Raw genomic sequence first — 26,054 nt, forward strand, 5'->3', positions numbered from 1 at the left:
TTCTGAACATGAGAACGAGAGGATAACGTTTTCTCGATGGCGAGATAGTGTGGCATAGCCGCGAAAGGAATGGACAATGGCAACACGTAGAATTGGCATCATTATGAATGGCGTTACCGGGCGCATGGGCATGAATCAGCACTTGATTCGCTCGATTATCGCCATTCGTGAGCAGGGGGGCGTTAAGTTGTCGGATGGCGATGTATTAATGCCCGATCCTATTCTGGTTGGGCGCAATGCACAAAAGATAGAGGCCCTGGCGCGAGCGTACGGCATCACGCGCTGGAGCACCGATCTGGAGAGCTGTTTGCGCAGCCAGGAAGACGAGATTTACTTTGATGCCCAGACGACGAAGCAGCGTTATGAGAGCGTCAGTGCCGCCATTCGCGCCGGGAAACATATCTACTGCGAGAAACCGACCGCGACCGATACGCGCGAAGCCCTCGCGCTGGCAGTCCAGGCGCGCCAGGCGGGGATCAAACATGGTGTGGTGCAGGATAAGCTCTTTTTGCCGGGTCTCTTAAAGCTCAAACGTGTGATCGATAGCGGTTTCTTTGGGCGTATCCTCTCGGTGCGCGGCGAGTTTGGCTACTGGGTCTTTGAGGGCGATTGGCAGCCTGGACAGCGACCATCCTGGAACTATCGCCAGGAGGATGGGGGTGGCATCATTGTAGACATGCTCTGTCACTGGCGCTATGTCCTGGCGAACCTCTTTGGTGAGGTTCAGGCCCTCTCTTGCCTGGGAGCTACGCATATTCCTGAGCGCGTCGATGAGCAGGGTCAGCCCTATGCCAGCACCGCTGACGATGCCGCTTATGCCACATTTGAGCTAGCGGGTGGTATTATAGCTCACTTTAACTCATCCTGGTGCGTCCGTGTGTATCGCGATGAACTGCTTTCGATTCAGGTTGATGGCACCCATGGTAGCGCGGTCGCTGGCTTGCGCGAGTGCAAGGTGCAGAGCCGCGTGAACACGCCAAAGGCGGTCTGGAACCCCGACATTCCAAACCCCATTGATTTCTATGCCAACTGGCAGGACGTGCCAGATAATGCCATATTTGAGAACGCCTTCAAGGTCCAGTGGGAGATGTTTCTCAAGCATGTCGCCTGTGACACCCCCTTCCCATGGGATTTGCTGGCAGGCGCTCGAGGCGTGCAGGTAGCCGAATTGGGGCTACGCTCCTGGCAGGAGAGACGCTGGATAGACGTTCCCGACCTGACTGCTGAACTGAGTTAGGTGAGGAGGGAAGCACACATGATCTATCAGATACGTCTGCCACGCGTTAACCATACGCTGGAAACATACACCCTTTCAGAGGCCTCACCATATTCCCTGACAAGCGCGCCAGCGCGCCAGCGCAAGGCCTACGCCGCTGCGCATGTGGTTGCCGACCCCTTCGCCGATAATACTCCTGGCGCGGGGGCGGCATTGGATTGGGATGCGACGCTGGCCTATCGCCGCTATCTCTGGGGCCTGGGCTTCTCAGTCGCAGAAGCCATGGATACGGCGCAGCGCGGCATGGGCCTGGATTGGACGATATCCCAGGAGTTGATACGCCGTTCGCTGACTGAGGCGCGGTCCTGTGGAGGCGAGATCGCCTGTGGCGCAGGTACAGATCACCTACTGCCCAGGCCTGGCCTGACCCTCGCCGGTGTCATAGAGGCCTATCAGGAGCAGTGCGCCTTTATCGAGGGGCAGGGTGGGCGCATCATCTTGATGGCGAGCCGCGCCCTTGCCGCCTGCGCGCGTGCGCCAGAGGATTACGTCTACGTCTACGACGCCATTCTCTCGCAGATAAGCCAACCCGTTATTCTGCACTGGCTTGGCGAGATGTTCGATCCCGCTCTTGCCTCCTACTGGGGGCATGCTGAGCATGGCGCGGCGATGGAGGTCTGCCTTGACCTCATTCAGCGCCACACTAGCAAGATTGATGGCATCAAGATCTCTCTCTTAGATGCTGAACGCGAAGTCGAGATGCGGCGTCGCCTGCCGGAGGGAGTGCGCATGTATACCGGCGACGACTTCAACTTTGCCCGCCTCATTCGTGGAGATGAACAGGGCTATAGTCACGCTCTGCTGGGGATCTTTGATGCCATCGCGCCCGCCGCCGCTGCTGCTTTTCAAGCATTAGACGCCCAGGAATGGGAGCGCTATGAAGCCATCCTGGCACCCACAGTGCCGCTCTCGCGCCATATCTTCCAGCCTCCTACCTATTACTACAAAACCGGCGTCGTCTTTATGGCGTACCTGAATGGACACCAGGAGCATTTTCGCCTGGTAGCAGGCTTGGAGAGCGCGCGCTCGCTTGTGCACCTGTCCGACCTGTTTATCCTGGCGGATAAGGCCGGCCTGCTTGTAGATCCCGCTATGGCCTGTGAACGCATGCGGCGTGTGCTGGCTGTGGCTGGCATGGTCTAGAGAGGAAGAAGCATGCACGACACATTTACAAATCTCTCAAATCTCTCAGATCTCTCGAATCTCTCGCGCTTGAGCCTGAATCAGATGACCACTAAGCCCTGGAGCGTACGCGAGGCCGTTGAGGGCTGCGCCCGCGCTGGCATCCCCTCGATTGGTCTCTGGCGCGACAAGGTGGCTGATACCGGATTACAGGAGAGCGCACGCCTTGTACGCGACGCGGGTCTCAAGGTATCCAGTCTCTGCCGCGGCGGCTGGTTTTGTGCTGCAAGCGCGCGGGAGCGCCAGGAGCGCCTCGACGATAATCGGCGCGCCATAGAAGAGGCGGCAACCTTGGGGACAGAGACGCTGGTGTTGGTGTGCGGCCCTGCCGCGAATCGGGATCTGCCTGCGGCGCGTGCCTATGTCGAAGAGTCGATAAGCATCTTATTGCCATACGCGCAAGAGCATAGTGTAAAGCTAGGTATCGAGCCACTACATCCCATGTACGCGGGTGATCGCTCAGTGATCGTCAGCCTGGGCGAGGCAAATCGGCTTGTGCAGCGCCTGGCGCATCCAGGCATTGGCGTCATCATTGATGCCTATCATGTATGGTGGGACCCCGAATTGGAAGAACAGGTTGCCGCAGCGAGCGGCCATATCCTGGGCTTCCATGTCTGTGACTGGCTTGTACCCACACCCGATATGTTGAATGGTCGGGGTATGATGGGCGATGGCGTCATTGACCTGCGCCGCCTGCGGTATCTGGTGGAGGCCGCAGGCTATAGCGGTCCCATTGAAGTGGAGATCTTCAATCAAGCGCTCTGGGAGTTACCAGGCATGGAGGTCCTACATCTGATGAGCGAGCGCTACAAGCAATGTGTCTAACATAGAAGTATGGTCAAACAACTGCCTATAGCACAAAGTGCCAGGCAGTTGTCTTGTTTAAGAGCGTGTAGCAATCGTTTAGCCAGCATCCTGAATGGAGGCTTCGGGTGGCGAGGTTGTTGCCACGCTGGGTAGACGTTCGGCGGCAAAGCCAATGGCCAGGGAGATAACGCCGAGTAAGAGATGGAGGATATGATCCCCCAGATTGACATGCATAATGCCCAACAGGCGACCATCGAAGTAGAGAACGGGATAGGCCAGGCCGAGAAGCCCTACCAGGAGATAGATCACGCCTATTGTACGGTTAAAGATCCTAGACCACGTGGGACCCATAATAGCCACGACCATAGCTACCACTCCGGTCAGGAAGTGCATCATATTGTGTACAACATCGACATCGAAGATGAGCATGTGTCCTGTTTGCATATCTGCGGAGTACGCAATACCAGCGGTGCCTACGATGAGGAATATAATCGCGATAGCCAGGGTGAAGTAGCGATTGACTGTCCAGGGCATATCCGCGCCTCCTTTTGTGGCAACTGAGCAGGCAGACCATAGAAGAGGTGTATAAGTCTATTTTAGTATGTGTTTATGGATAAAGCAAGTATGGATATCTAATCTTTCACGCCTACGGCGTGCAGGGAGAAAGAGGTGTATGCATGGGAAATTGGGCATTGCCCAATTTCCCATGCATACACCTCTTTCTCGGATGCTTCAATTATCAGGTTTGTGTAAAAGGGCTTTAAGAACCCTGAACCTGGACAGTCTGCGTGGCTGGGTCGCTTTTCTGGCCGAAAGTATCGGTGACCACGAGTTTTACTGTATAGGTTCCGCCTTTACTATAGCTGTGTGAATTTGAAGTGCAGTTATAAGAGTTAGTATCATCCTCGACTGTGCCATCGCCAAAGTCCCAAGTGCAGCTAGCAATTGATGTACTCTCATCAATATTTGAGGTATCAACGCGGAAGTAAACGTATGTATAGAAGGAAGAGCTATCTACTGTTAAGGTGACTATGGGTTTGGGTGGATAGATGGGAACAGACATTTTATCCTGGCTCGTGTGTCCTAGCGGATCGGTTACGGTCACCGTGATGTTGTGTGAGCCTACGCTTGTAAAGACAAAGTTAACGTTCTGGCCCTCTTTATTTACGACATTGGTTCCACTGCTACCGGTGTTTGAGGTATCGCTGGTGTTCGCGGAGGGCGTATCATCGAAGGTCCAGGTGTATTTCAAATCGCGTCCGGTGCCCTGGGCGCTAAATTGAATTTCGTCTTGCGTATGGTAGGTTTGCGCCGCCAATTGATTGATATGCACGACTGGCTGAGGGTATCCCAGTTCCAATCCTTGCTGGCCAGACCAGGAGAGCCAGATCAAGCTGGCAGCCAGGATTGCAATGATCACCAGAATGGTCAGTACCAGCGCAATGCGTCGCCGTGTGCTCAATCCCGCGGGCAGTGGATAAAAGCCTGAATTTGTGGGTGTAAATGTAGGGATGGTGGTACCAGGCTGCATTATGCGTTCCCTCCCTGAATATTTGATTCTGTAAGCGGCTGTGATGCTTCAGCTGGCGGCGTCGTCGGAGGTTGAGGTTGCGCTCCAGTTTGCCCCTGAAGTGATGCAAAGTAGGGCAATAGCGGGTCGTGAGCCAGGGCCGTTGTTGCCGAACTGACAAGCAAGATACCAGGCAGAGCGATCAATAAGAGCATCATAACATTGCGGAAATTCTCGCTCTGCTCGCGGGTAAGCACCTGAGCCTGTTGGACCAGCATCAATCCAACGAAGAGAGAGAGAATACCCAGCACAATTGCCACAATTAGCGTTGTATAGAGCAGTATATAGGCGCTACTCCGCTTCATCTGTCGAGGACGCCCCAGGAGCAGATCGAAGAAGATATAGAGTGGGGTAAAGAGGAGCGTGATTGGTTTAACCAGGAGGCCAAGCACCCTACTTATGACCGAGCGTAAGCCGCTATTCTGGTAGGCTCCACCGAGTGCCCCCAGGAGTACCCCGCTGACCAGGCCTCAGAGCAACACATCTCCTGCCTGTGTCCCAATAGAGATTGTGCCTGTGCTGGCTATATTGGCTGTAGAGAACTGGGTTATGCTATTGGTATTAATCGCGGTGAAGAGCAGCAGCAAGGCGGTAAAGGGGAGCGAGATAAGAGCGCCCTGGATGGCACCAGGGCCGACACCACGCACGCGTGAAATAGCTACACTTACTCGTCCACCCAGGAAGAGCGCCACGATAGGTACCAGCAGGAGTGCGAAGACCCAGGGATGCGCCAGAACTCCCATACCAAGCTGTTTCCATACCTGGTAGGAGCCTGGCTCTGCATTAAGGTAGCCATCTTGTCCCTTAGCGTGCTGGACAACAAGAGGAATACCACAGGCATAGGCGAGAAGGCCAACGGCTCTCGCCAGTCCCTGCACAAAAATTGCCACGGCCTGGAGTGGGCCGGTATTTGGATCTGTGGGCGTGTTTGGATTCAGAATTACGTCGGGAATGGAGCTATTGAGGGCATAATGATTGATCTGTGAATACAAGCTATAGCCAAAGATCAAAGCCAGGGAGAGTCCCAGCAGGAGCGCGCTCAGGCCACCGGTAACGATACCGGTTAGCTGGGGATGTCTCTGAGTATACAGATAGCGATGCAGGTGATGGCGCACCTGTCCCTGCCCCAGCTTGATTGCAGCGCCCACAAGGCCAAAGACTGCTCCCCACAGCAGACCATATAGGAGCAGAGTTGTACTATCGACGGAGAACGTGGACGTACTCTGTTGTGTCGCAGAAGTACTGGTCGCCAGAGGGATGTTTCCGTTGACCTGGGTTGCGAGCAGGAAGAGCAGGACGGTATAAGGGATAGCAATGGCCATGCCTCGTACCAGGGAAGCGCCACGTCTATTGCGGAAGTCTGTGCTGGCCGCGATATAACCCCCCAATACCAGTAGTAGAGCCTGGAGTAGCAGGAGGCCATGGAAGGGCGAGGTCATCGTCTCAGTGTAGGTAGTAACCGTCCCATTCGAACCGCCAGGAAAGGTATCTTGCAGAGTCGTTTGTGTGTTTTGGGAGATCAAGAATAATTCAGCGGTATCGCGGAAAGGACTCTGTAGTGGTAGAAACTGGAGCAGATTGCCAGCAGTAAACTCTCCACCGTTTGATTTTTGAGTGTTGCCAGACGCATTATAGTACTGCCGGGAAATGTTTTCCGGTACAGCATTGCTTAGCAGGCTGATAATGCAGAAAAAGCAGAGCATGCCAAGCAGAGTCGAAACCAGCGCGCCCAGGATGATACCGAAAATGGCGTTGCTGGCCAGGTAGGGCTGGAAGAGACGAATAGTAAGCTTTTGTGCCCAGTTGGGTCGCTCTGGCAGCACAATAATCAGAGGCTGCCGGGGTTGGATTGGTGCTCCTGCCTGTGCTGGATAGGGAGACGGGGCATAGTTGGCGCCCGAAGCCGCCTGTGGAGGAAGCGTGGTCTGAACACCTGACTGAAAATAATTTGGATTGCTCTGCAGCAGCGTCTGAGCCTGCGGTACAGGAGGATAGGCACCCGAAAATCCGCCCAGCATTGTTGGCACGGATGGATGTGAGGGATAGGTGCCGCTTGTCAAAGGCTGGGATGAGGCAGGCGTAACCTGTGGAGAAGATGTATTGATCGGCCTGGTCGCGTTGATTGTAGGCGTATCCTCAACAGGAGGCTGAGCCTGAATAGTGGTTGTCTGTGCTGATTGGCTGGAAACCTTGTTTTCAGCTTCGCTGGCGCCAGGTTGGGTATTGACGCGTACCGTCTTATCATCCTCTACATCCTCTTTCGAGGTATGCCCTGGTGTGGGTAATCGCGTTCCACAATAATTGCAGAATAATCCATTTGGTAGCGTTTCTCTGCCACATTGGGGACAAAACATAGCAATAATACCACCTTACATTCCTAATGTTTTTGCATGTAAGTACTATAGTCAGTTACCCCACGGCCTAAAGGCGAGGGCTTGTGTCCGTGCTCCACCTCAGTTCACGATAGCGTTGCCGCTGTCGCGCTTTGGCTTCCTCGCACGACACATCAGGGGATACTGACAAGATCCCCGTACTCATCCAGTCCTGCTGGGTGAGCAACGTCCGCAGCGCCACATTTCTGGCTCCGATCAGATCCGCATGGAGTCGATATCCACACTCCTGGCACACAAACAGCAGTCCCTTGTTGGGGCGGTTGTCCGCAGAGGCATGGCCACATCTGGGGCACGCCTGACTGGTGTGGTAAGCATCCACTTTGATGGCCAGACTTCCTGAAAGCAGCGCTTTATAGGCGATGTAGCCATGTAATTCGGCGAATGCCCACGAGGAGGCATGGAGGTTGGCTCGCCGCTGCTTCTTGCTCGCCTTCTTTCCTCGTTTGCGCCTGGTCCGCTCGCGAATGTGGGTCAGATCTTCCAGACCAATGAGACGCTGAGGGTGTGCGTCCACGATGCGTCGACTGATCAGGTGGTTGCGGTCTTGTTTCAACCGTCTCTCTCGTCCGCTGATGGCGAGCAGGCGTCGTGTCGCGGAGCGAGTGCCTTTCTTCTGCAACCGCTTTCTCAGGCGCGCATAATGGTCCGCCGTGGCGCGGACCTGTTTGCCAGGGAAAAAGGAGGCTTGCCCGGTGAGGGTGGCCGTCACGGCCAGGTAGCGCTGACCGACGTCCACGCCAACCACCTGCGTATGGGTCTGGGGTGTGGGGTCCTCCACCTCCAGCTCAAGGGAAACCAGCAGATAGAACTGTTTGCGCGGCTTGTCATACCAGAGCTTGGCAGCCCCGATGCTGGCTCCCTGCCCAATGAGGGCCACATGTTTCTCGTAGCCTCGATAGGAGAGCACGACTCGTCCCTGCAGGGTCAGGATGCTGACCTGTTGGTCTTTCTTAAAGCCGTAGTCGCGCTGGTAATTGTAGGTCAGGGTTGGCGAAACGTACTTGGGGGGCTGATCGAGTCCCTTGTAGCGTTTTTTTGTGTGACCAGCCTTGTGGGCTTCGGCATTGTGCTTGGCTTTGGTCCACAAGCTTTTGTAGGTTGCGCCCACCTGGCGGGGAACATTACAGGCCATCTGAGCAGGCAAGCCAAAGAGCAGGCGGATGTCGTCGTAGCAGGCATGTTGCAAGGTGCGCTGATTGCTTGTTTTGCCATGCGCAAAGCTGTAGCGGCTCACGTGGTTCAAGGCATCACGATAGGCCAGTTGGGTCTCTCGCAAGGCCGTGAACTGGGCGGGATCGGTGTGCAGTTTGAGCTTGGCCGTGATGACGTGTTTCATGCGAACAAATGTACCATATCCACTGATAGCTGTCAATGCTTTCCTTGTGTGAATGTGCCCCTTTCCTTCTCTCCAATGAAGGAACGCCGCAGGAGTCCCCATGCTTCAAAGGCAGGGGACTCCTGCGGCGGTTTGTTGAAAGCAATGTATCTAAGCACCATCATTATAACAGAGCTATCGGGGTCAATCAAGGAAAAAAGGTGTTTGCTGTATAAAGTGTGAAATAACTCACATATTTGTCTTTACAAGTAAGCAAGGCTAACTGAGAAGGTAGGGTATTGTGGCCGTCGCATCAGCGACAGCCACAATACCCTACCTTCTCACGAAGCGCCACAGGCGCTGAGAAGTATCGTATAATCAATAAAAAAGCAAAGAGAGGAATAGCACCTATGTTACATAAAGTAGAGCACGGGAGCATCTTCCCACGTGAAGACGGGAAAATCATCGACGAGCATTTTGGAGCCTTACATAGTAAGCATGATGGGTTTAGCCTGGCGCATATGTTGGCGCCCGCGGCCTGGCGCGAGCCAGCCCAGGTAGCGGACTTCGATGAAGTCGTCATTGTCGTGCGCGGTGTGCTTGCAGTAGAGGCCGAGGGAGAGCACCTGGAGGTCGCGCCCGGCGAGACCTGCCTGATTGAGCGTGGCACGCGTGTTACCTATAGCAACGCCAGCCAGGGCGAGGAGTGCGAATACTGGTCGCTCTGTATGCCAGCCTTTCGCCCCGAGCGCACGAAAATAGATGTGCTCTAGCAGAGAAAAGAGACACTTTAAGCTGTAGAAAGTGCCTCGCTTTACCGGTTGACCACAACGACCTGGAAAGATCGAAGCGGGATATGTTTGCCTTTCACATCAACCACGTGTGGCAACAATGATTTGTTGATAATGAGCACGCTGCTTTTGGATGCGAGCGCGACAATATCTTGTGATGTTGAGCTTGTCTTATAGAGAGGGGTTCCAGCGGGGAAATGCTCCTTAATGGCTTTGGCGCTCCCATACCAGGGGCCCGGTGTTGCTGGGTTAGCGTACCATAGATCGTCATAGCCCCATGCGAGTGCGACACTTACTCCAGAATTAATAAACTGGAGCAAGGTGTAAGTTTTGAGAGCGTTATTATAGTCTGGATTGTTCTCTGTTGCGAAAGGGATAGCATACCATTCGGCCCACCAGATAGGGAGGGTCGTCGTCCCAGGATGTGTATGGGGATCAAGCGAGCGAATCCACTGTACGACGTCAGCGAATTTCTCTGTGGCGGTAAAGGGGTCGGTAAGGTTGGTCTCATCTTTATTGACATTGCCGCCATCAATGGTAAGGAAATCACCACCAATCCTCTCAGAAAGCCATGTTGCGACGACATTGAGGCTTCTCCGGTCAAGTGCTCCATACTGATCTTTGACGTTGGAACGATCAGGTGCTTTGGCTGAGGCCCAGCTATCCATCACCACATAGGGGCCACCAACCTTTACCTGTGGAGGGTCTATGCCCTGCCCCTGAGCAACTTGCTTTAAGGTTGTGTAGACCTGGTTATACATGTAGGTATAGCCGTGACGCGCGTTGTCCCCTGTGGGATCTCCCTGTGACTTTCCGCCATCCCAATTATTGGTTATTGGATTGTAATAGCCTTTAAGCTCATTCCAGACCTGAAAATAGCGTACATTGTAGGGGGGCGCCATATAACGTTCCGCGATTCTTTGCACAAGGTGTAACCAATCAGACATATGATTATCTAAGATGCGTGCATCGTAAGTAATATCGGCAAAGTCATCGTCTCTGGTGAGACGTGTCGTTGAGCCATCGGCATTCAGGCGCCCCTTCATCCACCAGGGAGCCTCACACAGGGTAAGCACAGGCGTCGTCCCGGTATCAAGTGCGATTTGCAGCTTCTTATCCAGTGTGCTCCAGTTTGTAGGTTCTGGCTGCGCTGGATCAGGCCAGGGATCGTCTGCACCCCAGCCCATGATATGGATGTTCGTGAAAGAACTGCTTTGCGCTAATAAGTGCTTGATCTGTGAAGCCTGCTCAGAGGATTGTGGATAAATAAGATTTGTGTCGACATCGCTCATGCCCAGAGTAAAGGCACTGGTTTGCTGAGATGTTGTTGCGATATGCAGAGTCGTATCGGGTGGCATATCCGGTGTAGGAGCTAGAGAGGAGAAAGCCATCTGTTCATCAGAGGTAAAGAGAAGCAGAAAACTGCTTAAAGCTGCAAGCGCAACCCCCCAAACTTGCCTACGGTTATACTGCTTTTCCCTACTCATCTCGTGTTAACCTTCTAAAAAACTAAGTTTTCTGGCAACGCTTTCCTTCCGAGTTGTATTATAATGCGTTTCTGCATAAAAAAACACATTAGCTTGTTCCTACCTTCTTTGCTTTAAAAGCTTATTTTTAAAATTGCTAAAAGCATAAGTAAAAAGTAGTTAAACAGAATTCGCCTGCAATCAAATGTTGTCTTGCTCTGAGACCTCTCGCTTTAAGGCTTCTTTAGTGAGACGCTTCTTCCTCAAAACATTTTTTGTAGTAGGCTCCTGAACGATAGCTTTGTGAGGATTGGTGTGTGGAATTATTGTTCTGGCAGAAAGAGTTTTTTCTTTTTTCTGTGGTTCCTTGAAAGGTTCTGGTTTTGCTGCAATAATGACTGGCTCTTTCTCCTCCTGTTCCTCTTGTTCTTTCTCTGAAGTTAGAGGATTGACTGATGTTTGTTCAGGTATCAGATCAGGCTCAGGCATCTGTACTGATGGAATATTGATAGTTTCTTTCTCCTCAACGGCTTGTTCATCGTCAGCCGAAGAGGATGAAATCTCTGGGATAGGTGCAATGTCTTGCTCGTCAATGACTTGTTCATTGTCAGCCGAAGAGGGTGAAGCCTCTGGGATAGGTGTAATGTCTTGCTCCTCAAGGAGGTCTTGTTCTTGGGTGGTGTTGGTGCTTAGTTGCTGTGTTTCTTGTTCCTCTAAAGATTGTTTATCAGTGTTTGGTTTCGCTTGAGGTGCAGGTGAATAAGAAATACTAATACTGGGAACATGTACAGTTGCCTTCTCTTCAATGGCCTCTATGTTGTTTTGTGACTCGTCAATTATATCTGGTAAGTCATTTGCATTTATATGTTCAACCGCATTTATATATGTTGTATCATGATCAGCAATATCTTCTTGAGCAGGTGTGTTGCGTATGACTGAGGGCATTTGTATGGTATCTGTCTCGGTTACATCTCTGGTTTGATCTGTGCTAGATGAAAGTTTATAGTTGGACAAATAGGCTGTCTGCTGATCTTCAATACTTACCGCTTTGCCTGTATGACCTGCGAGCGATATTTTTGGTAGGGCCATCGTCTCACTGTCAGTTATATCTTCTGGCATTTTGAAAATGGACAATGCACTTAGGCGTTGCGCCACTACGGGATGTAGGATTACGAGTTGCCCTGTTGCTCCCAAAAGACTAATAACTAACAAGGTAATAAGAATACCAGAAAGCGACCAGTGGCCTGTGTATAAAAATATGCCTCCCACTATGGCATCAATGGCAAAGCTCAAAGAAAAAGCCATGATCCATTCTGTGATAACATCATTGAGGCGAAGGAAACGTACCAGCGCCATACCAGGGCAAATAAAAAGAAAACTCATGACAGTGACAGCTCTAATTTGAGCGTCGGGGATCACGTATGTGACGATACAAGCCGCAAGGGCACAAAGAATAATTATGGCAGGCCACAGCCAGAGTAAACGCATTTTCATAGTTTCCCTCCAGCGGCACTGGCAAGCTGGAATATTTGCACATCCTGACTATGATATACCAGATTAAAGTCACCTGATGAGGCCACAGCATTCTCAAATTTATCAAGTGCGCCAGGAGGGAAACCCGACATGGAGTTAAACCAGGCTTTCTGACTGCGTGTGAAGATAAAGTAGATTTGTTGGTTTCGTTGCCCCTTCTGGTTTTGCATATATTGGACAACGTAAGCAACATTTAAGTTATATACTGCATCACCTAATTTATCGGTGCTATCGAGAGAGGTGAGTGGATACTTTTCAAAATCTTTAATCTGCCATGGTGTTCCGTCCCAACCAGCAACTAAGAGCGAACCGGGTTGAGCTATACTATAGAGCTTGTAGACACCATTTATCTCATCGTATGTCTTGTAATCCATATTCTCATTGCCATAGCGGGTGTAGAGGAAACTGCTTAGCAAGATGATATTTATGCCTGCGATTGCTATGCCTTGCCAGGGGAGCTTTATAGTAGCCAGGAGTGATGTGAGCTGTGATACAAGTGGTGATAGGAATGCCAGGAATGTTGGAAGCGTTGGTAGCTCATAAAATATTGAAGCCGCAAGAAAGACCATAGGTGGCAATGCAAAGAGATAACAGCGTAACAGCATTTCTCCACCATAGGGTTGGATCATGAATAATGGAAATGGGGCCAGGGCTAGAATGATGATCGAGGCATCTTTATGACCCTTAAAAAGACGGAAAATCGCCCCTATACCAGCTAATCCCCAGACAAAAGCCGTCATGATGAGACGTAGGCGTGCAACAAAGGTGTGCTGAGGACTTCCTCCCACGCGATTTGAGACATTAGAGGAGACGGAAGAGAAAATATCGACAATTCCTCCGAAAACCTGGCTCATATGTCCAGATAGAAATGACTGGGTCATAAGAATGAGCCAAGCCCCTATCATGATTATCATTACGATAGGTAGCCACCATATTTTAGGTGTACAGCGACGAAAGACGATAAGGCCAGTAACGCTTGCGACGATGAAAAAAGGCGTCAATTGATGTCCATAGACAGAGAAGGCAAAAATAGTGAGCATGCTGATGAGTAGCGCAATGCTTTTGGCTCGTGAAATAGTAGGAGTATTTAGTGAGTCGGGCGCTGTGAGCCAGGTATAGACTTGGGGCAAGAAACGTATACGACTTAAACGAGGACCGAGGGGACGAATGGGTGTACCAGGTGGCGCTTTAAACCATTTTAAGATGATGGCTAGAATAACTATGTAGGAGAAGAAGAAGAAGCCCTGTGGTGAGAAATAATCCTGGCCGATCCAGTTGGTGATGCAAAAGAACCATAAAGCCAGGTAGATCAAACGTTTATTGCTCGTAAATGTGCTAAAGAGCATATATAGAGCACCAAGATAGAGCACATTATAAAAAACAGGCGCCCAGCTAGCGTAACCCAGGATATCGGGGTAGCCAGAGATTCGCGTTACGAAAGCACTTAAAATAAAGAAACCAGGCCAGCTAAAATAAGCATCCAGGCCGGGATCAACCGTCCCGGTACGCATAATATACTCTGTGTATCCTGCGTGACGGTACACAATCGCAAAGCGTGGTGCCTCCTCTACAAGGATGCAGAGAGCATACAGCATAAAGATCAAAAGCGCAAAATGCAACAGCACAATGGGCATACGCAAGCGTGACTGTTGTAGTGTTAGACAGAAGCTCACCATCATGACCAGCAAAGCGATGATCAAGGTGGGTGGCATGATAGAAACCAACCCCAGGTCATTCATCCGTGATATATTTATCGTTACATTACCTAGTGAGCTATACCAGAGGACAAAAGCGCCTAGTGGTAGTAGCAGGCAGACGATATCTATGAGAAACGGTATTTTTAGACCGCTCTGAGCTTGTGATATGGTAATTCCTTTATTCATTGTTCTTAATATTCATCATTTCTATTCCGGCTAAAGGCCTGGTTCACAATGTGCTCTTGCTCTACCTGATTTGGTCCTTCATCATTACTAGAGGGCGTCCTTATAATCTTCAGGGCTCGCATTCCCATAGTTATTGGTTCCAACTTTGGCCGTTTGATGGATCTGGCTAAAGGCGCGGGCGTATCTGGAACGACATATCGTCTGGGTGTAACAGGTGGCTGCTGTTTCTCTATCTTTGGTAGCCGCATAGTATGCTGCTCTTCGATCTGGATTCTATTCATTTTTATGGTCGGTGCATCAATGAATGTCAGTGTTTTGATGGTGTCAGTAGGCGAATCCAGTCCCATGATAGTGGCTAGCTGCTGCGTTGGCGTATCAATGAAGTTCCCCAGCGAATCGGTAATGGTTTGTGGGTGTATGGCCTGTAGGATCATGGTATCGGCGTCTACAACGCTACTGATGGTATTGGCGACCGTATCAGTCCCGCGAATCGTTTTGAAGACGAGGGGGGCCATAAAAATGGCTTCAACACTTAGAGCCGCAACCCACCCCAGGCTCAGGCCAGTTAACCCCCCTAAATGTGCGCCTAGTGCCATTGCCCATCTAAGGCTCAGTCCCGGCCAGCCTACCAAATGTGCGCTTAGTGCTACCAGCCACCCATGACTCAGGCTAGATCCCCCTAAACATGCACCTAGTGTCGCCAGAATCAGTTCGAGAATGCTTCCTAGTATAATGGGCAACATCGAGTTGGTGATCTCGTCTTTGATGCGGCGAATAGCGATATGATGGTTTTTAATGATAAGCGGAAAAGCGGCCAGGGCCAGGATGCGCAGAGGCCATGCAGCGTTCGCTGCGTAACTGTGACCAAAAAAACTGAGAACCAGGTTTGCTGCGAGCACCAGGACGCCACTGGTGACGATACCTGTGAGAGCTGAGATGCCTACCGTCAGGCGTGTCTTCTGTGAAAGCGTAGTTGTCTGGGCCGCGTTCGTTGCATGCAGCACAGTGGTGAGTGAGGCCGCGATAGAAAACACAAAATTAGCGAGCATGGATGAGACATAGAACCAGGCATTCATTGCTGGTGAGAGCAGTACAGTAACGAGTACAGGCAAGACCTGGGTTGGTGCCTGAAGTATCAGGTTTAAGATATGGTGCTGGATTGCCGCTCCTCCTAGCTTGCGCAGCACATACCAACGAGGCAAAAGGCTACCTAGCCTGGTACGATTTTTCCATACAGCCAGGAATATCAGCGGTATGAGCGAGATGATGTTGCCTAGCGTCCAGGTTGCATAGATAGACATACCAATTTTATCGTTGAGCCAAATAGCGAGGAGATAGAGGGCGATAAGTTTGACGATTGAGAAGATAGTATTGCGCCAGAACTGTAATCCTCCCTGGAGAAGCCCGATCACTGCCTGGTCAATGACTATGGTAATCACGGTGATGCTAATACTAGCACCGAAGAGCACAATATTTTGTATGCCTGCACCTATGGGTCGGAGTGCGGGAGAAATAAAAGGTGCGAGCAGAGCAAAGATGATTCCAGCTACAAAGCCAATGCCTCCTACCAGCAGGAGAGCTGTACTGATGAGTGGTCCCTCATTGCCCTTATTACGGGGAATTTCGGTGATGAGCAGAGTTCCCAAACCCATCATACAGAATGAGGAGATCAGCATCATGGTTGAGGTTGCCGCCGAGGCGAGACCCACGGCTTCTGGCCTAAACAAGCGAGCTGCTACCCACCAGTAAGCAAAGCCTAGCAATGATGTAACAACCATCGTGCCAATCAGTGAACCGGTATTAAATAATATGGCTTTATTTTTTTTGACCCATTGAAAGATAGGCGTTATCACCAACGAAACTCCCGCAACGACTTATTCTTCGGCGAAATTTAACACCACTGTTGTGGTGAGCATTCTCGCGCCCAGATTTCTTCTATAGACGGCTATTCTGGCTTTGAATCACTTTTATAAATCCATATATAAGCATAAACCAGGGGTGGGGGATATTGCATACATAGTAAGTACTATAGTACAGGGGTAGGATCTCCTTCTTGCCTGTCGTGTACAGCTGGTATTTGCTTACTTTGCTCCTGCTCATTTTTGCGTGAAAAAAGTCTTCCTATTATGTATCCTCCTGCTGTCACTCCTAGTCCAGTAATGATAGCTATTGCCTTTAGAAGGCCACCTGGATTATGTTGTGTAAACACAGACTTTATATTACGTGTTACACCCCGGGGTAAAGTATGAAATGTATAGGTGTTCTCGGACGAGAGCGCATCTTTTGTTCCCACGTAGCGTGTTATAAATGCTTTTGAAATGCCCTCTGCGTAGCAGCGCGACCAGAAATAGCTCCACTGTGCGCGTTGACCCGGAACACGATGTTGAACTCTGGCCTGGGGCTGATAAAAGAATTGACGCGCAGGCCAGTGCTGGCTTGCACGAATACATAGCTCAGTCTCTTCGCAGCCAATTGGGCGTGTGCCTACACGTCCAATGCCACTACGGAAACCTCCAACACTTTCAAATACTTCACGACGCAGGCACATGCTTGCTCCGATTGGGTTACGAACTGGTGCGTTGTTTTGAGGCATACCTAGATAGGTACAACCCACAACCCAGTAAAATTCCTCTGGTAACCAGGAGGGGTTATAATCTACCCACAGCGGAACGACAGATCCGCCAACACCTAGAATGTGTGGGTCTTGCAAGACCTGTTGGAAGAGCATCAACCAGTTGTCGTCTGCTAGAGCATCATCATCTAGAAATGCGATAAATTGACCTTGAGCAATGGCAACTCCACTGTTGCGTGCTCCAGATAATCCACGTTCTTCTTGATTTTGGATGACAGTAATTCCTGTCAAATCTGCTTGTGCTTTGTTAAACAATTGCGGATTGTGATCGATCACAACTATGATTTCTCGGGCTGGTAAGGTTTGTTGCTGTACAGAAGATACAGCAGCTGCCAGGTCGTCCCAGCGCCTCTCTGTATAGGCGCAAATAATAACACTAATATCGGATGTCTCTGCTTGGATAGTATCTTGGATCATGATGCTATGCCTTCTTCCAGGTTTTGCCTGTTATCCTACGACTCTGCCAGTAGGCCAGGGGTCCAAAAAGCATACCTTTTAATTCAAGTTGTTTCAACTCTTTCGGATAACTGCTTTGTTGCAAACGATTTCTTGCTGAGCGATTGAAAAAGGCGAAGAAAAAACTGGAAACTAGTTGAGGCAAGAGATCAAAAAGAAGGAGTGGATGATCCCAGACGCATTTGGTCAGGTGAGCCGTAAACCCTACGCTATAGCCATAAAGCTGCCTGCGCAAGCCAGAATAATCACGACGATGCAGGTGGTAGAGCAAGGCACGAGGTTCATAAACCAGGCGATAGCCATGCATCATTACTTCGAAAAAAACTGATATATCCTGTCCATTTTTGGATGGACCGAGTCCACCTAGAGCGGGATCGAACCCGTCAATGCTCTTGAGGAAGGATGCGGTAAAGGCCATGCTGGCTCCTGTGCCGAAGCGACCGGCCATATAGGGGTGTAAGGGCATGCGTGGATGATGCTCCTTCATGTCGAAGAGGCGGCGTTGGAAGCCCTTGGTGAAGCCAGCATACTGTTCAAACCAGAACTGTGCGGGTTGTTCCAGCTCAAGGGGAAGGACCAGGCCGGTGACGCAGGCCACTTTCTCTGCCTGGCGAAAGCCGCGTACAAGCTCGACAAGCCAGTAGGGATCGAGCACCACATCGTCATCGGTAAAAGCCAGGATTTCGCCCTGGGCTGCTGCAATGCCACAATTACGCGCCCAGCTAGCGCCAGGACGCTCTTCGCGCAGATAGCGCACCTGAGAATATGTGCCATAGATTTGAGTAAGAAACTGTTCTGTCACATTTGTACTTGGAGCGCTATCAACAATAATAACCTCAAAGCGTGGATAGTGCTGAGCCAATACGCCCTCCAGACAGGAGGCAAGGGTCTCGGGGCGATCATGGGTTGGGATAATCACGCTGACCAGGGGCAGATCAGAGCTGGCCAGGAAGGCTTCGCGTTCGGCGAGACAGCGAGGAGGCGTGGTGGAGGCAAGCCCCTGAAGTGGTAGTTCACTCAGCTCTGGCAACCCGTCTTGCTGGCAATGCTCATTGATCTGGTGGCTCAGGGCATTCCAAAGCAGGGGAGCATAGGTAGCAGGAGTGAGCTCCTGTGTGGAGAGGGGCAGTTCGGCAAGGCCCAGGGGCTGGGTGTGCAGGCGTACGACGGCCAATACGCGTTGATAGCGACGTTGGGTCTTGGGATCAACAGCGGAGATGTTCGGGAGGGCTTGCTCCAGCTCGATCTCGACAATACGCATGGGCATGAGATCTGGAGCTTGTTCAAGAGAGGTGTTCTCATGCTCTCTAGAGGCATCTTTCTGACGTGTTAGCAACAACATATATTCTTACCCTTGTGTATCAGTGATAATGCATCCAATTTGTTTAAGATCAAATATAAGTTTTCACTAGAGTGTGTTTTTCCGCAGAACTTTACGTACCACTCTCCGACTTTGTAGGTAGGCCAAAGGCCCAAAGAGCATGCCTTTTAATTCCGCTTGTTTTAATGCTTTGGGATAGTTATCCTGCCTCTTATGATTCTTTGCAGAGCGATTACTCAAAGTGAAAAAAAGACCATACGCTAGTTTTGGAAGCAGATCAAAGAGCAGGTGCGGGCGCTCCCAGACACACTTGGTCAGGTAAGCAGTAAGGCCCATGCCATAGTTATGAAGTTGTTTGTGCAAGCCAGAATAATCACGACGATGCAGGTGGTAGAGCAAGGCACGAGGTTCATAAACCAGGCGATAGCCACGCATCATTACTTCGAAAAATGCCGATATATCTAATCCCGCTTTTACCAGACCTATGCCACCCAGGGCGGGATCAAAGCCACCAATGCTCTTGAGGAAGGAGGCAGTAAAGGCCATGCTGGCTCCTGTGCCAAATTGGCCAGCCGTGTAAGGGTGCAACCGTGTTTTTGGATGATGCTCCTTCATGTCGAAGAGGCGGCGTTGGAAGCCCTTGGTGAAGCCAGCATACTGTTCAAACCAGAACTGTGCGGGTTGTTCCAGCTCAAGGGGAAGGACCAGGCCGGTGACGCAGGCCACTTTCTCTGCCTGGCGAAAGCCGCGTACAAGCTCGACAAGCCAGTAGGGATCGAGCACCACATCGTCATCGGTAAAAGCCAGGATTTCGCCCTGAGCTGCTGCAATGCCACAGTTGGCGGCATTACCAATGCCAGGACCCTCTTCGCGTAGATAGCGCACCTGTGGATGGGTGCCTGAGATCTGTGTCAGGAGTTGTTGTGTTGCATCGGTACTGGGCTTATTGTCGACCACAAGGACTTCAAAGCGTGGATAGTGCTGAGCCAATACGCCCTCCAGACAGGAGGCAAGGGTCTCGGGGCGATCATGGGTTGGGATAATCACGCTGACCAGGGGCAGATCGGGACTGACCAGAAAGGCTTCGCGTTCGGCGAGACAGCGAGGAGGCGTGGTGGAGGCAAGCCCCTGAAGTGGTAGTTCACTCAGCTCTGGCAACCCATCTTGCTGAAGATGTTCATTGATCTCACTGCTCAGGGCATTCCAGAGCAAAGGAGCATAGGTAGCAGGAGCGAGCTCCTCTGTGGAGAGGGGCAGTTCGGCAAGGCCCAGGGGTTGGGTGTGCAGGCGCACGACGGCCATTACGCGTTGATAGCGACGTTGGGTCTTGGGATCAACGGCGGAGATGTTCGGGAGGGCTTGCTCCAGCTCAATCTCGACAATAAGCATGGGCATGAGATCTGGAGCTTGCTCAACAACATTTTCTTCATAATATGCCTGTAATAGCATAGCTTTCACCAATTTGTCATCTATTGAGATACTAAGTATTTTAATTTAGGGGAACCCTGCATTGGAGTTTTATTGTACGCTTGGAGTCTCCACTGTTTTGGTAGAGAGTTGTTTTTGCATATATAAATTTCCTTGTGCTGCGAAATGTGCTGTCTGAGTGAGAGTGTTGGAGCGCTCTTTTAAAATTGTTTTGAGGACTCGCCATCCATCGCGGAATGTACGCAGATTGCTTTCTCCATAGATACGTCTATGCTCTACGCTAGGAACTTCAATAATTTTATAGTGAGCTTTGTGTATACGTAGGCAAAGTTGTGACTCTATCTCAAAACCATCGCAGTCGATGTCAATCCGGTCAAGACAGTGACGCCAAAAAGCGTTATAACCATAGCAGAGATCACTGAAGTGTTGCCAGAATAGTAGGTTAGCTAGCTGGCACAGAACATAATTGCCAATGCTACGCAGTAAAGTAATATCCTGGCTGCCTCCCCCTTGCTGAAACGCGAACCTTTTGCAAAATCATAGCCAGCCATAAGCGCTTCGGCAAAACGTACAATTTCTGCAGGATTAGCAGATCCATCGGCATCCAGCATAACAATAATGTCACCTGTACAAGCAGCAAAGCCTACTCTCATTGCGTCGCCTTTGCCTCTTCCTTCCTGTTGAATGACGCGTATGTCTGGCAATAGCTGTTGTGCAATTTTGCTTGTATCATCCGTTGAGTGGCCGTCGACGAGGATAACTTCAGTGACGATTTCGGGTAACTTGGGTAAAATATGCTGAAGATTTTGTGCCTCATTGCGCGCTGGAATAACAACACTGATGCTGGGATATTTTTCTTGCTTTGACATATATACAATCGACATCTTTCTGTATTTTAAACGCTAAAGGGAGAAGCCTTACTGCTATAGAAGCGAAAAGCTATGGTGTTCTTGCCATAAGTGCTAGTCAGGTTATTTGTGCCCCCTTTACCGGAAATATAATCATAAATTTGGGTGATCAAGTCAAATGGTGTGAAAGTGTAATGGATTTTTGCTTACTAGAGGCGTAGGCATGGTAAATATAGGGAAAATATGGCTGGAATATTTCTTTTTTTGAAGAGAACGAGATATAAGTAAGGATTCTCGAAAATAAAACAAAGCTTTAAGATAGAACAAGCAAAAATGCATAGGCATATTCCTCTTTACATGCCTCTACAATATTATATTGAAAAAAGGGCTTATTGTATAAATTATCCCTAGTTTAAAGAAAATATGGCTATTCTTTCGCATTTATGGCTGAGTATATTCACTACAACTTAGTCTGTCAAGCCTGGTATTTTTGTATGTTTGATGGCTAGAGAGGAAGTTGCTTAATAGAGGTGTACTTTTGTACTGGCTAGCGGGTAGTTGCTATATCAAGGATGCCATAACGAATGTTGTGTAAAGGGGGAAGGCTTCCCAAGGAGGAAAGAAAAGGTGATACTACAGGCATAGAATGTTTTTACTCAGTCCTGCACAAAGGACAAGGAGGAAGACTATGCCTGTGCACAAAAAACACCATAACACACCAGAGCCACCAACGACAAGCGTACGTATCTCCCCATCGGATGTTCCCAGCCAAGAGAGCTTTCATCAGCATCTGCGTGAGTTGATTCGTGGAGCAACCCGCGTGGTGATGGAAGAAATCATGCAAGAAGAACTCCGTCTGTTCTTGGGCGCAGAATGGGGAGAAAGCACCAGCCAGCGTCGAGGCTATCGCAATGGCTCCTACACCCGCGACCTGGTGACCACAAGTGGCCGTATTGAAGATCTGAGCGTTCCACGAGATCGAGAGGGCCAGTTTCATACGCAGGCGTTTGAGCGCTACAGCCGCTATGAGCCTGAGGTAGCAGAGGCCTTAACCGAGATGTTTGTCAGCGGAAGCAGCACCCACAAAATTGGCAAGGTCGCCAACACGTTGCTGGGGGTCGCTCCCAGCGCCAGTAGCGTGAGTCGCTTGAATGAAAGCCCGAGTGAACAATTTGAGGCGTGGCGCACCCGTCCGTTACAAACGCACTATCGCATTGTGTACCTCGATGGGATTCATTTCAGCATTCGTCATGGCTCCAAGTGCGATGCGAGCATCATTTTGACGATTTTGGGCGTCGATGGGGAGGGAAACAAGGAGGTCTTAGCGCTGCAAGCCTGCGCCGAAGAAAGCCGTGAGGGGTGGCTGGGCATCTTACAGGACATGCGCAGTCGTGGAGCCACTGAGGTGGACCTCTTTGTCACGGATGGGCATGAAGGACTCCTGGGAGCGCTTGACCGGCTCTTTACAGCGACTGCACGCCAACGCTGCCTGGTTCACAAGCAGCGCAATGTGCTCAGTGCCATTCCTCGTCGAGAGCGCGAGCTGGTGCAAGCCGATCTGGTGGGGATCTGGAAGCCAGAGAAGAAGGAGGATGCTCTGGCCAATCTTGTCGCCTTCAAAGCCAAATATGCCGAGCGCTATCCCCAAGCGGTGCGCAGTTTGTGTGAGGATGAGGAGCACTTACTCACCTTTTATGACTTTCCAGTCGGGATGCATCGGCATATCCAGAGCACCAACGCGATTGAAGGCTTCTTTAGCAATGTGCGGCAGAGAACCGATCAGATTGACGCCTTTACGAGCGAAACCAGTTGTGTGCGTCTGGTGTGGGCTGTGATGCAGGACATTCGTTTTCACAAGGTCACGGTGAGCTAAGCCGTAAGAGCATTGAGCAGATCAACGCTCGGCTGCTGTGGCCGAGGAGGGAGAAGGTGGCCTTTTTTGTCTCTTGAGGACAGCCAGGAGCGTTTTCTCGCATGCTTCTCAATGAATGATGGGATGTGAAGCCATTGTGCTCGCTAGCTCTGAGGCTCTTGCGCCGTGAGGGTTACTGGCCTTTCATCAGTACACAACATTCGTTATGGCATCTATATCAAGTTTATAAGATCAAAGTAGTCTTTTGGGACGAAAGAGAGTGGTGGATTAATAGTCCTATAACATATGTATTTTATGGGCGTTTTGTTACAAAGCTCTTCTCCCTCCCGTTATTATGAGTGCGTCTGGTTGTAAGGTCTTTCTTCTTGAGTAAATTGGGTAGGAGATAGTTAGCCAATGTGTCTCTCCAACATTTTTAGCTAAAGACGCGACCACAAAACTTTCCGAAGGTGAGTTTCATGAGTGAATGGGAGAAACGTTCTGCTTATTTTTGGTTGTGCCTTGCACTCCTTGTAATTAGTCTGTCATCTTGCGCTAATCCCGATAATTACAGCCCTACACGTGTGAAGAACAGTGTCACTGGACAGGTAAAGCCGTCTCCAACGAGTACTCCGGATGAGCTTTCTCGTTGTAAGAGCAAAGATGCTAGCACGACAAATGACGGCAAGATACATGTTTTAGTCGATAAATCTTGTTCCGCGACGAGCCAGTTTGCTCTCGGTGTGACCCATGTCAATAATGAGGGGGTCCTTCCCCCAGAGAGTAAAGGTTCTGTCTCTAGCAATGATGTGAGGTCTTTGCTCAGAACGTCGGTATCGTATCAAAATACACACATTATGGGTTGGGGCCTACCAGATCCCTGGTCTGACCCTGCTAGCCCTGAGCCAACGAACTGGTCTGCTCTGGATAACCGGGTGCAACTGGCGGTAGATACTGGAAGCACTCCTGTTCTTTCATTAGACGAGGCTCCCTGGTGGATGAAGGGAAGTCCATTGGCTGGTGGCAAAGCCCGGACGCTTACCTCTGCCCAGGAATGGTCTTCTGCTGCTTATGAAACGCGTATTCTGGATAATAAAATGGATGCCTGGCTGCATCTTGTTCAATGTGTAGCGGAACGCTACATGGCTCCGCCTTATAATGTCCGGTATTTTCAAGTCTGGAATGAGTTAAAGGGGTACTACAATCCAGGTATCAATAATTACGATTTCACAACGAGTCCAGGTAATCCCAATGGAGTACATGCTAATCATGGTTATACCTACATGTATAATCAGGTCTACAGCACAATTATGAAGGTGGCGCAGACACGAGGCATATCAACCGATAGTGTAAAAATCGGTGGCCCTTATGTATTTATGGATGTCTGGTCTGCGAAGCAACCAAGCAATCCTTCAAATCTCATTAAGCCGTATGGTACGTTCGATCAGCGTCCCTTCGATGTCATAGAGTACTGGTTACAACACAAAGTAGGTGCTGGCTTTATTACCGTAGATAGTTCGATTGAAAATCGGGAAGAGAGACCTACTGGTAATCTTGCCGCAAATCCTTTTGTCGCGTCTGAAAAATTTGCAGATGTCGTGAAATGGATACATTCTCTAGATCCCGCCGTCTATCCAGGCTCTACCACGCTCCCCGTCTGGTTTGCAGAGTGGTTCTCTTATCCTCGTAATGATGTGCTAAATGCGGCTTATGACAATGCGTTGAAGTCCTATACGATGATCGAGTTTTTAAAAGCTGGAGGTGCGGTGGCCCTTGCCTGGGGAGAATCGGGCGATGGCTGGTCAGATAAGGGACTCTGGACCGCTAGCTATGCAGATAGCGCGCAACCTGAACCCTGGTACTATAGTGCCAGCAGCCTCAAGAGCGATTTTGCACCTGGCACAAAGATTTATAGCACGACAGTATCAGCGCCTGACCAAGTTGAAGCTTTAGCCTCTGATGAAAAATTGATGTTGGTCAATAAAACGGAGGTTTCTGTTACGGTGGATGTTAACGGCCAGAGCGTGCTTCTTACTCCTTACCAGGTAAAGGTAGTTAGTTATGCGGTTTGACACAAGTTCTCTTGTCGCATGATGTTTTCTGGAAGGTATAGCACAGGAAGACTTTGCTAAATACAATAGCTGTAGATTAGGATAGGATCCCACTTGCTATCCTGGTCTACAGCTATTAGTCTTCCCCATGCTTGATATGCTTATACTCTATTCAGGCTCACCTTTAACTGTTCGGCTAACAAATGCAGGTGCTCGTCTATAAGTCCCATATAAGGTCCAGGAATAACGGCGGAGTTTTCCTTCTGCTCAATTGAACCCCAAATCGGTTTTGCCCCAAGATCATCACCAGCCCAGATAAATGTAATATTTTCTGGCAAAAAGTGCGGTTTATAATCAGCAGCAAGCCAGGGAAAAAGACCAGGAAAATCTTTATAGAGAGCTTCCATGGGTGGAAACATCATATCTAACCTTGGTTCCAGTGTGAGCAGTGTAGAAAAGCCCTCAATTCTTCCATCTTCAGGTGGAAGAATTTTTCTATATATATGCCTCAATGCATGCCGGAGGCGCAGAAATAAGCTTAATTGTTGCTTTCGGTTGATATGAAATAGGTTTCCCAGGGCATTAAAAATGTTACGTTTCCTTCTAAGTGAGTCAGTAATATGAGATGGTGCTACAAGTAGTAAAAAGTTTATTTCTTGCCCTTGCTCTTTGAGTTGGCGAGCCATTTCATAAGAGAGAAATGCCCCGCTACAGAAACCGCCCAACTGATAGGGGCCCTCTGGCTGTATTGCACGCATAGCTTGAATATGTGCCGCTGCCATGTCTTCCAAGGTTGCTGGTACATCTAAACCATCAACATTGTATGGATCTAGTCCGTAGAAGGGTTGATCTCGCCCTAGCGTACGAGCAAGCGTAAAGCAATAGAGCGGCGTTCCTCCTGTCCAGGCGCCATGCAAAAAGAAAAAGGGGCGTTTGGATTTTCCCACTTGAATCGTGCGTGTAGGTGCTGCGGTCTTTTTTTCAACTGGCTGAATAGTTTCTAACATAGCGTTTATCCCTTCTCTCGGGAGCAAAATGTGATGCTAAAAGCATCTTTATCTCTTCTGTTTACGAACCATAGGTAGAGCGTTCATTATTCATGATCAATTCGGGTTACTCACGTGTTGAATTTATCACGAATGCATTTAATGCATAACTATAAGTGGGCATATAATAAAAATTAACGATGAAACTAAAGGGAAATGTGTTTTGACCGCCTCCTTTTCTATCCACTGAGAAAAAAGAGCATT

Annotated in this window: 20 protein-coding genes; 6 read left to right on the top strand and 14 right to left on the bottom strand. The window is 49.9% G+C overall.

Going from position 1 to position 26,054, the window contains the following annotated elements; all coding sequences use genetic code 11:
* Positions 1–76 precede the first annotated feature (76 nt).
* From JMJ16_RS45690 to JMJ16_RS45700, 3 genes are read left to right on the top strand one after another with little or no spacing between them, the layout of a single operon-like run.
* Positions 77–1,237, top strand: coding sequence for a Gfo/Idh/MocA family protein (locus JMJ16_RS45690; protein ID WP_201392472.1), 1,161 nt, complete (start codon positions 77–79; stop codon positions 1,235–1,237).
* Between the two features lie 18 nt (positions 1,238–1,255).
* Positions 1,256–2,419 (top strand): dihydrodipicolinate synthase family protein, encoded by a 1,164-nt coding sequence (locus JMJ16_RS45695; protein ID WP_201392473.1) that lies wholly within the window; start codon positions 1,256–1,258, stop codon positions 2,417–2,419.
* A gap of 12 nt (positions 2,420–2,431) precedes the next feature.
* Complete coding sequence (locus tag JMJ16_RS45700; protein WP_201392474.1) at positions 2,432–3,283, top strand: sugar phosphate isomerase/epimerase; 852 nt, start codon at positions 2,432–2,434, stop codon at positions 3,281–3,283.
* 78 nt (positions 3,284–3,361) lie between these two features.
* Here JMJ16_RS45700 and JMJ16_RS45705 read toward each other — a convergent pair whose 3' ends face one another.
* The 5 genes from JMJ16_RS45705 to JMJ16_RS45725 form a co-directional block, all read right to left on the bottom strand.
* Positions 3,362–3,799: a DUF4383 domain-containing protein gene (locus tag JMJ16_RS45705; RefSeq protein WP_201392475.1), complete on the bottom strand. Its 438-nt coding sequence runs from the start codon at positions 3,797–3,799 to the stop codon at positions 3,362–3,364.
* 226 nt (positions 3,800–4,025) lie between these two features.
* A complete protein-coding gene (locus JMJ16_RS45710) occupies positions 4,026–4,796 on the bottom strand; it encodes a PKD domain-containing protein (RefSeq protein ID WP_201392476.1) in 771 nt (256 codons plus the stop codon).
* Positions 4,796–5,227, bottom strand: a complete 432-nt coding sequence (locus JMJ16_RS45715) for a hypothetical protein (protein WP_201392477.1) — start codon at positions 5,225–5,227, stop codon at positions 4,796–4,798. The genes JMJ16_RS45710 and JMJ16_RS45715 overlap by 1 nt, the downstream gene beginning before the upstream one ends.
* Positions 5,228–5,305: 78 nt before the next feature.
* Positions 5,306–7,189 carry a hypothetical protein gene (locus JMJ16_RS45720; RefSeq protein ID WP_201392478.1) on the bottom strand — a complete coding sequence of 628 codons (1,884 nt, stop codon included), beginning with the start codon at positions 7,187–7,189 and terminating at the stop codon, positions 5,306–5,308.
* A 67-nt stretch (positions 7,190–7,256) separates the two neighbouring features.
* On the bottom strand, positions 7,257–8,564 hold the full coding sequence (locus JMJ16_RS45725; protein ID WP_201392479.1) for an RNA-guided endonuclease TnpB family protein: 1,308 nt from the start codon (positions 8,562–8,564) through the stop codon (positions 7,257–7,259).
* Between the two features lie 389 nt (positions 8,565–8,953).
* Here JMJ16_RS45725 and JMJ16_RS45730 point away from each other — a divergent pair, with 389 nt between their 5' ends.
* A complete protein-coding gene (locus JMJ16_RS45730) occupies positions 8,954–9,316 on the top strand; it encodes an AraC family ligand binding domain-containing protein (protein ID WP_201392480.1) in 363 nt (120 codons plus the stop codon).
* 41 nt (positions 9,317–9,357) lie between these two features.
* Here the strand turns inward: JMJ16_RS45730 and JMJ16_RS45735 are convergent, their stop codons facing one another.
* From JMJ16_RS45735 to JMJ16_RS45770, 8 genes are all read right to left on the bottom strand, one after another.
* Positions 9,358–10,821 carry a hypothetical protein gene (locus tag JMJ16_RS45735; protein ID WP_201392481.1) on the bottom strand — a complete coding sequence of 488 codons (1,464 nt, stop codon included), beginning with the start codon at positions 10,819–10,821 and terminating at the stop codon, positions 9,358–9,360.
* Between the two features lie 180 nt (positions 10,822–11,001).
* On the bottom strand, positions 11,002–12,294 hold the full coding sequence (locus tag JMJ16_RS45740; RefSeq protein ID WP_201392482.1) for a hypothetical protein: 1,293 nt from the start codon (positions 12,292–12,294) through the stop codon (positions 11,002–11,004).
* Positions 12,291–13,844, bottom strand: coding sequence for a hypothetical protein (locus tag JMJ16_RS45745; protein WP_201392483.1), 1,554 nt, complete (start codon positions 13,842–13,844; stop codon positions 12,291–12,293). Before JMJ16_RS45745 ends, JMJ16_RS45740 begins: the two co-directional genes overlap by 4 nt.
* Positions 13,845–14,221: 377 nt before the next feature.
* Positions 14,222–16,069 carry a lipopolysaccharide biosynthesis protein gene (locus JMJ16_RS45750; RefSeq protein ID WP_201392484.1) on the bottom strand — a complete coding sequence of 616 codons (1,848 nt, stop codon included), beginning with the start codon at positions 16,067–16,069 and terminating at the stop codon, positions 14,222–14,224.
* A gap of 173 nt (positions 16,070–16,242) precedes the next feature.
* Positions 16,243–17,265, bottom strand: a complete 1,023-nt coding sequence (locus JMJ16_RS45755; RefSeq protein WP_201392485.1) for a glycosyltransferase family 2 protein — start codon at positions 17,263–17,265, stop codon at positions 16,243–16,245.
* A gap of 4 nt (positions 17,266–17,269) precedes the next feature.
* The gene (locus tag JMJ16_RS45760) at positions 17,270–18,646 is read right to left on the bottom strand and encodes a glycosyltransferase family 2 protein (protein WP_201392486.1); all 1,377 of its coding nucleotides are present in this window, start codon (positions 18,644–18,646) and stop codon (positions 17,270–17,272) included.
* Positions 18,647–18,712: 66 nt separating this feature from the next.
* Positions 18,713–20,074 carry a glycosyltransferase family 2 protein gene (locus tag JMJ16_RS45765; RefSeq protein ID WP_201392487.1) on the bottom strand — a complete coding sequence of 454 codons (1,362 nt, stop codon included), beginning with the start codon at positions 20,072–20,074 and terminating at the stop codon, positions 18,713–18,715.
* A 425-nt stretch (positions 20,075–20,499) separates the two neighbouring features.
* Positions 20,500–20,922, bottom strand: a complete 423-nt coding sequence (locus tag JMJ16_RS45770) for a glycosyltransferase family 2 protein (RefSeq protein WP_201392489.1) — start codon at positions 20,920–20,922, stop codon at positions 20,500–20,502.
* A gap of 667 nt (positions 20,923–21,589) precedes the next feature.
* Here JMJ16_RS45770 and JMJ16_RS45775 point away from each other — a divergent pair.
* The gene (locus tag JMJ16_RS45775) at positions 21,590–22,774 is read left to right on the top strand and encodes an IS256 family transposase (RefSeq protein WP_201392491.1); all 1,185 of its coding nucleotides are present in this window, start codon (positions 21,590–21,592) and stop codon (positions 22,772–22,774) included.
* Between the two features lie 458 nt (positions 22,775–23,232).
* The gene (locus JMJ16_RS45780) at positions 23,233–24,825 is read left to right on the top strand and encodes a hypothetical protein (RefSeq protein WP_201392493.1); all 1,593 of its coding nucleotides are present in this window, start codon (positions 23,233–23,235) and stop codon (positions 24,823–24,825) included.
* Between the two features lie 140 nt (positions 24,826–24,965).
* On the opposite strand, the gene JMJ16_RS45785 is transcribed toward JMJ16_RS45780, so the two are convergent.
* Entirely contained in the window at positions 24,966–25,811 is an 846-nt protein-coding gene (locus JMJ16_RS45785) for a thioesterase domain-containing protein (RefSeq protein WP_201392494.1), read from the bottom strand.
* Positions 25,812–26,054: the final 243 nt, after the last annotated feature.

It is taken from the genome of Ktedonobacter sp. SOSP1-52 (assembly GCF_016587395.1).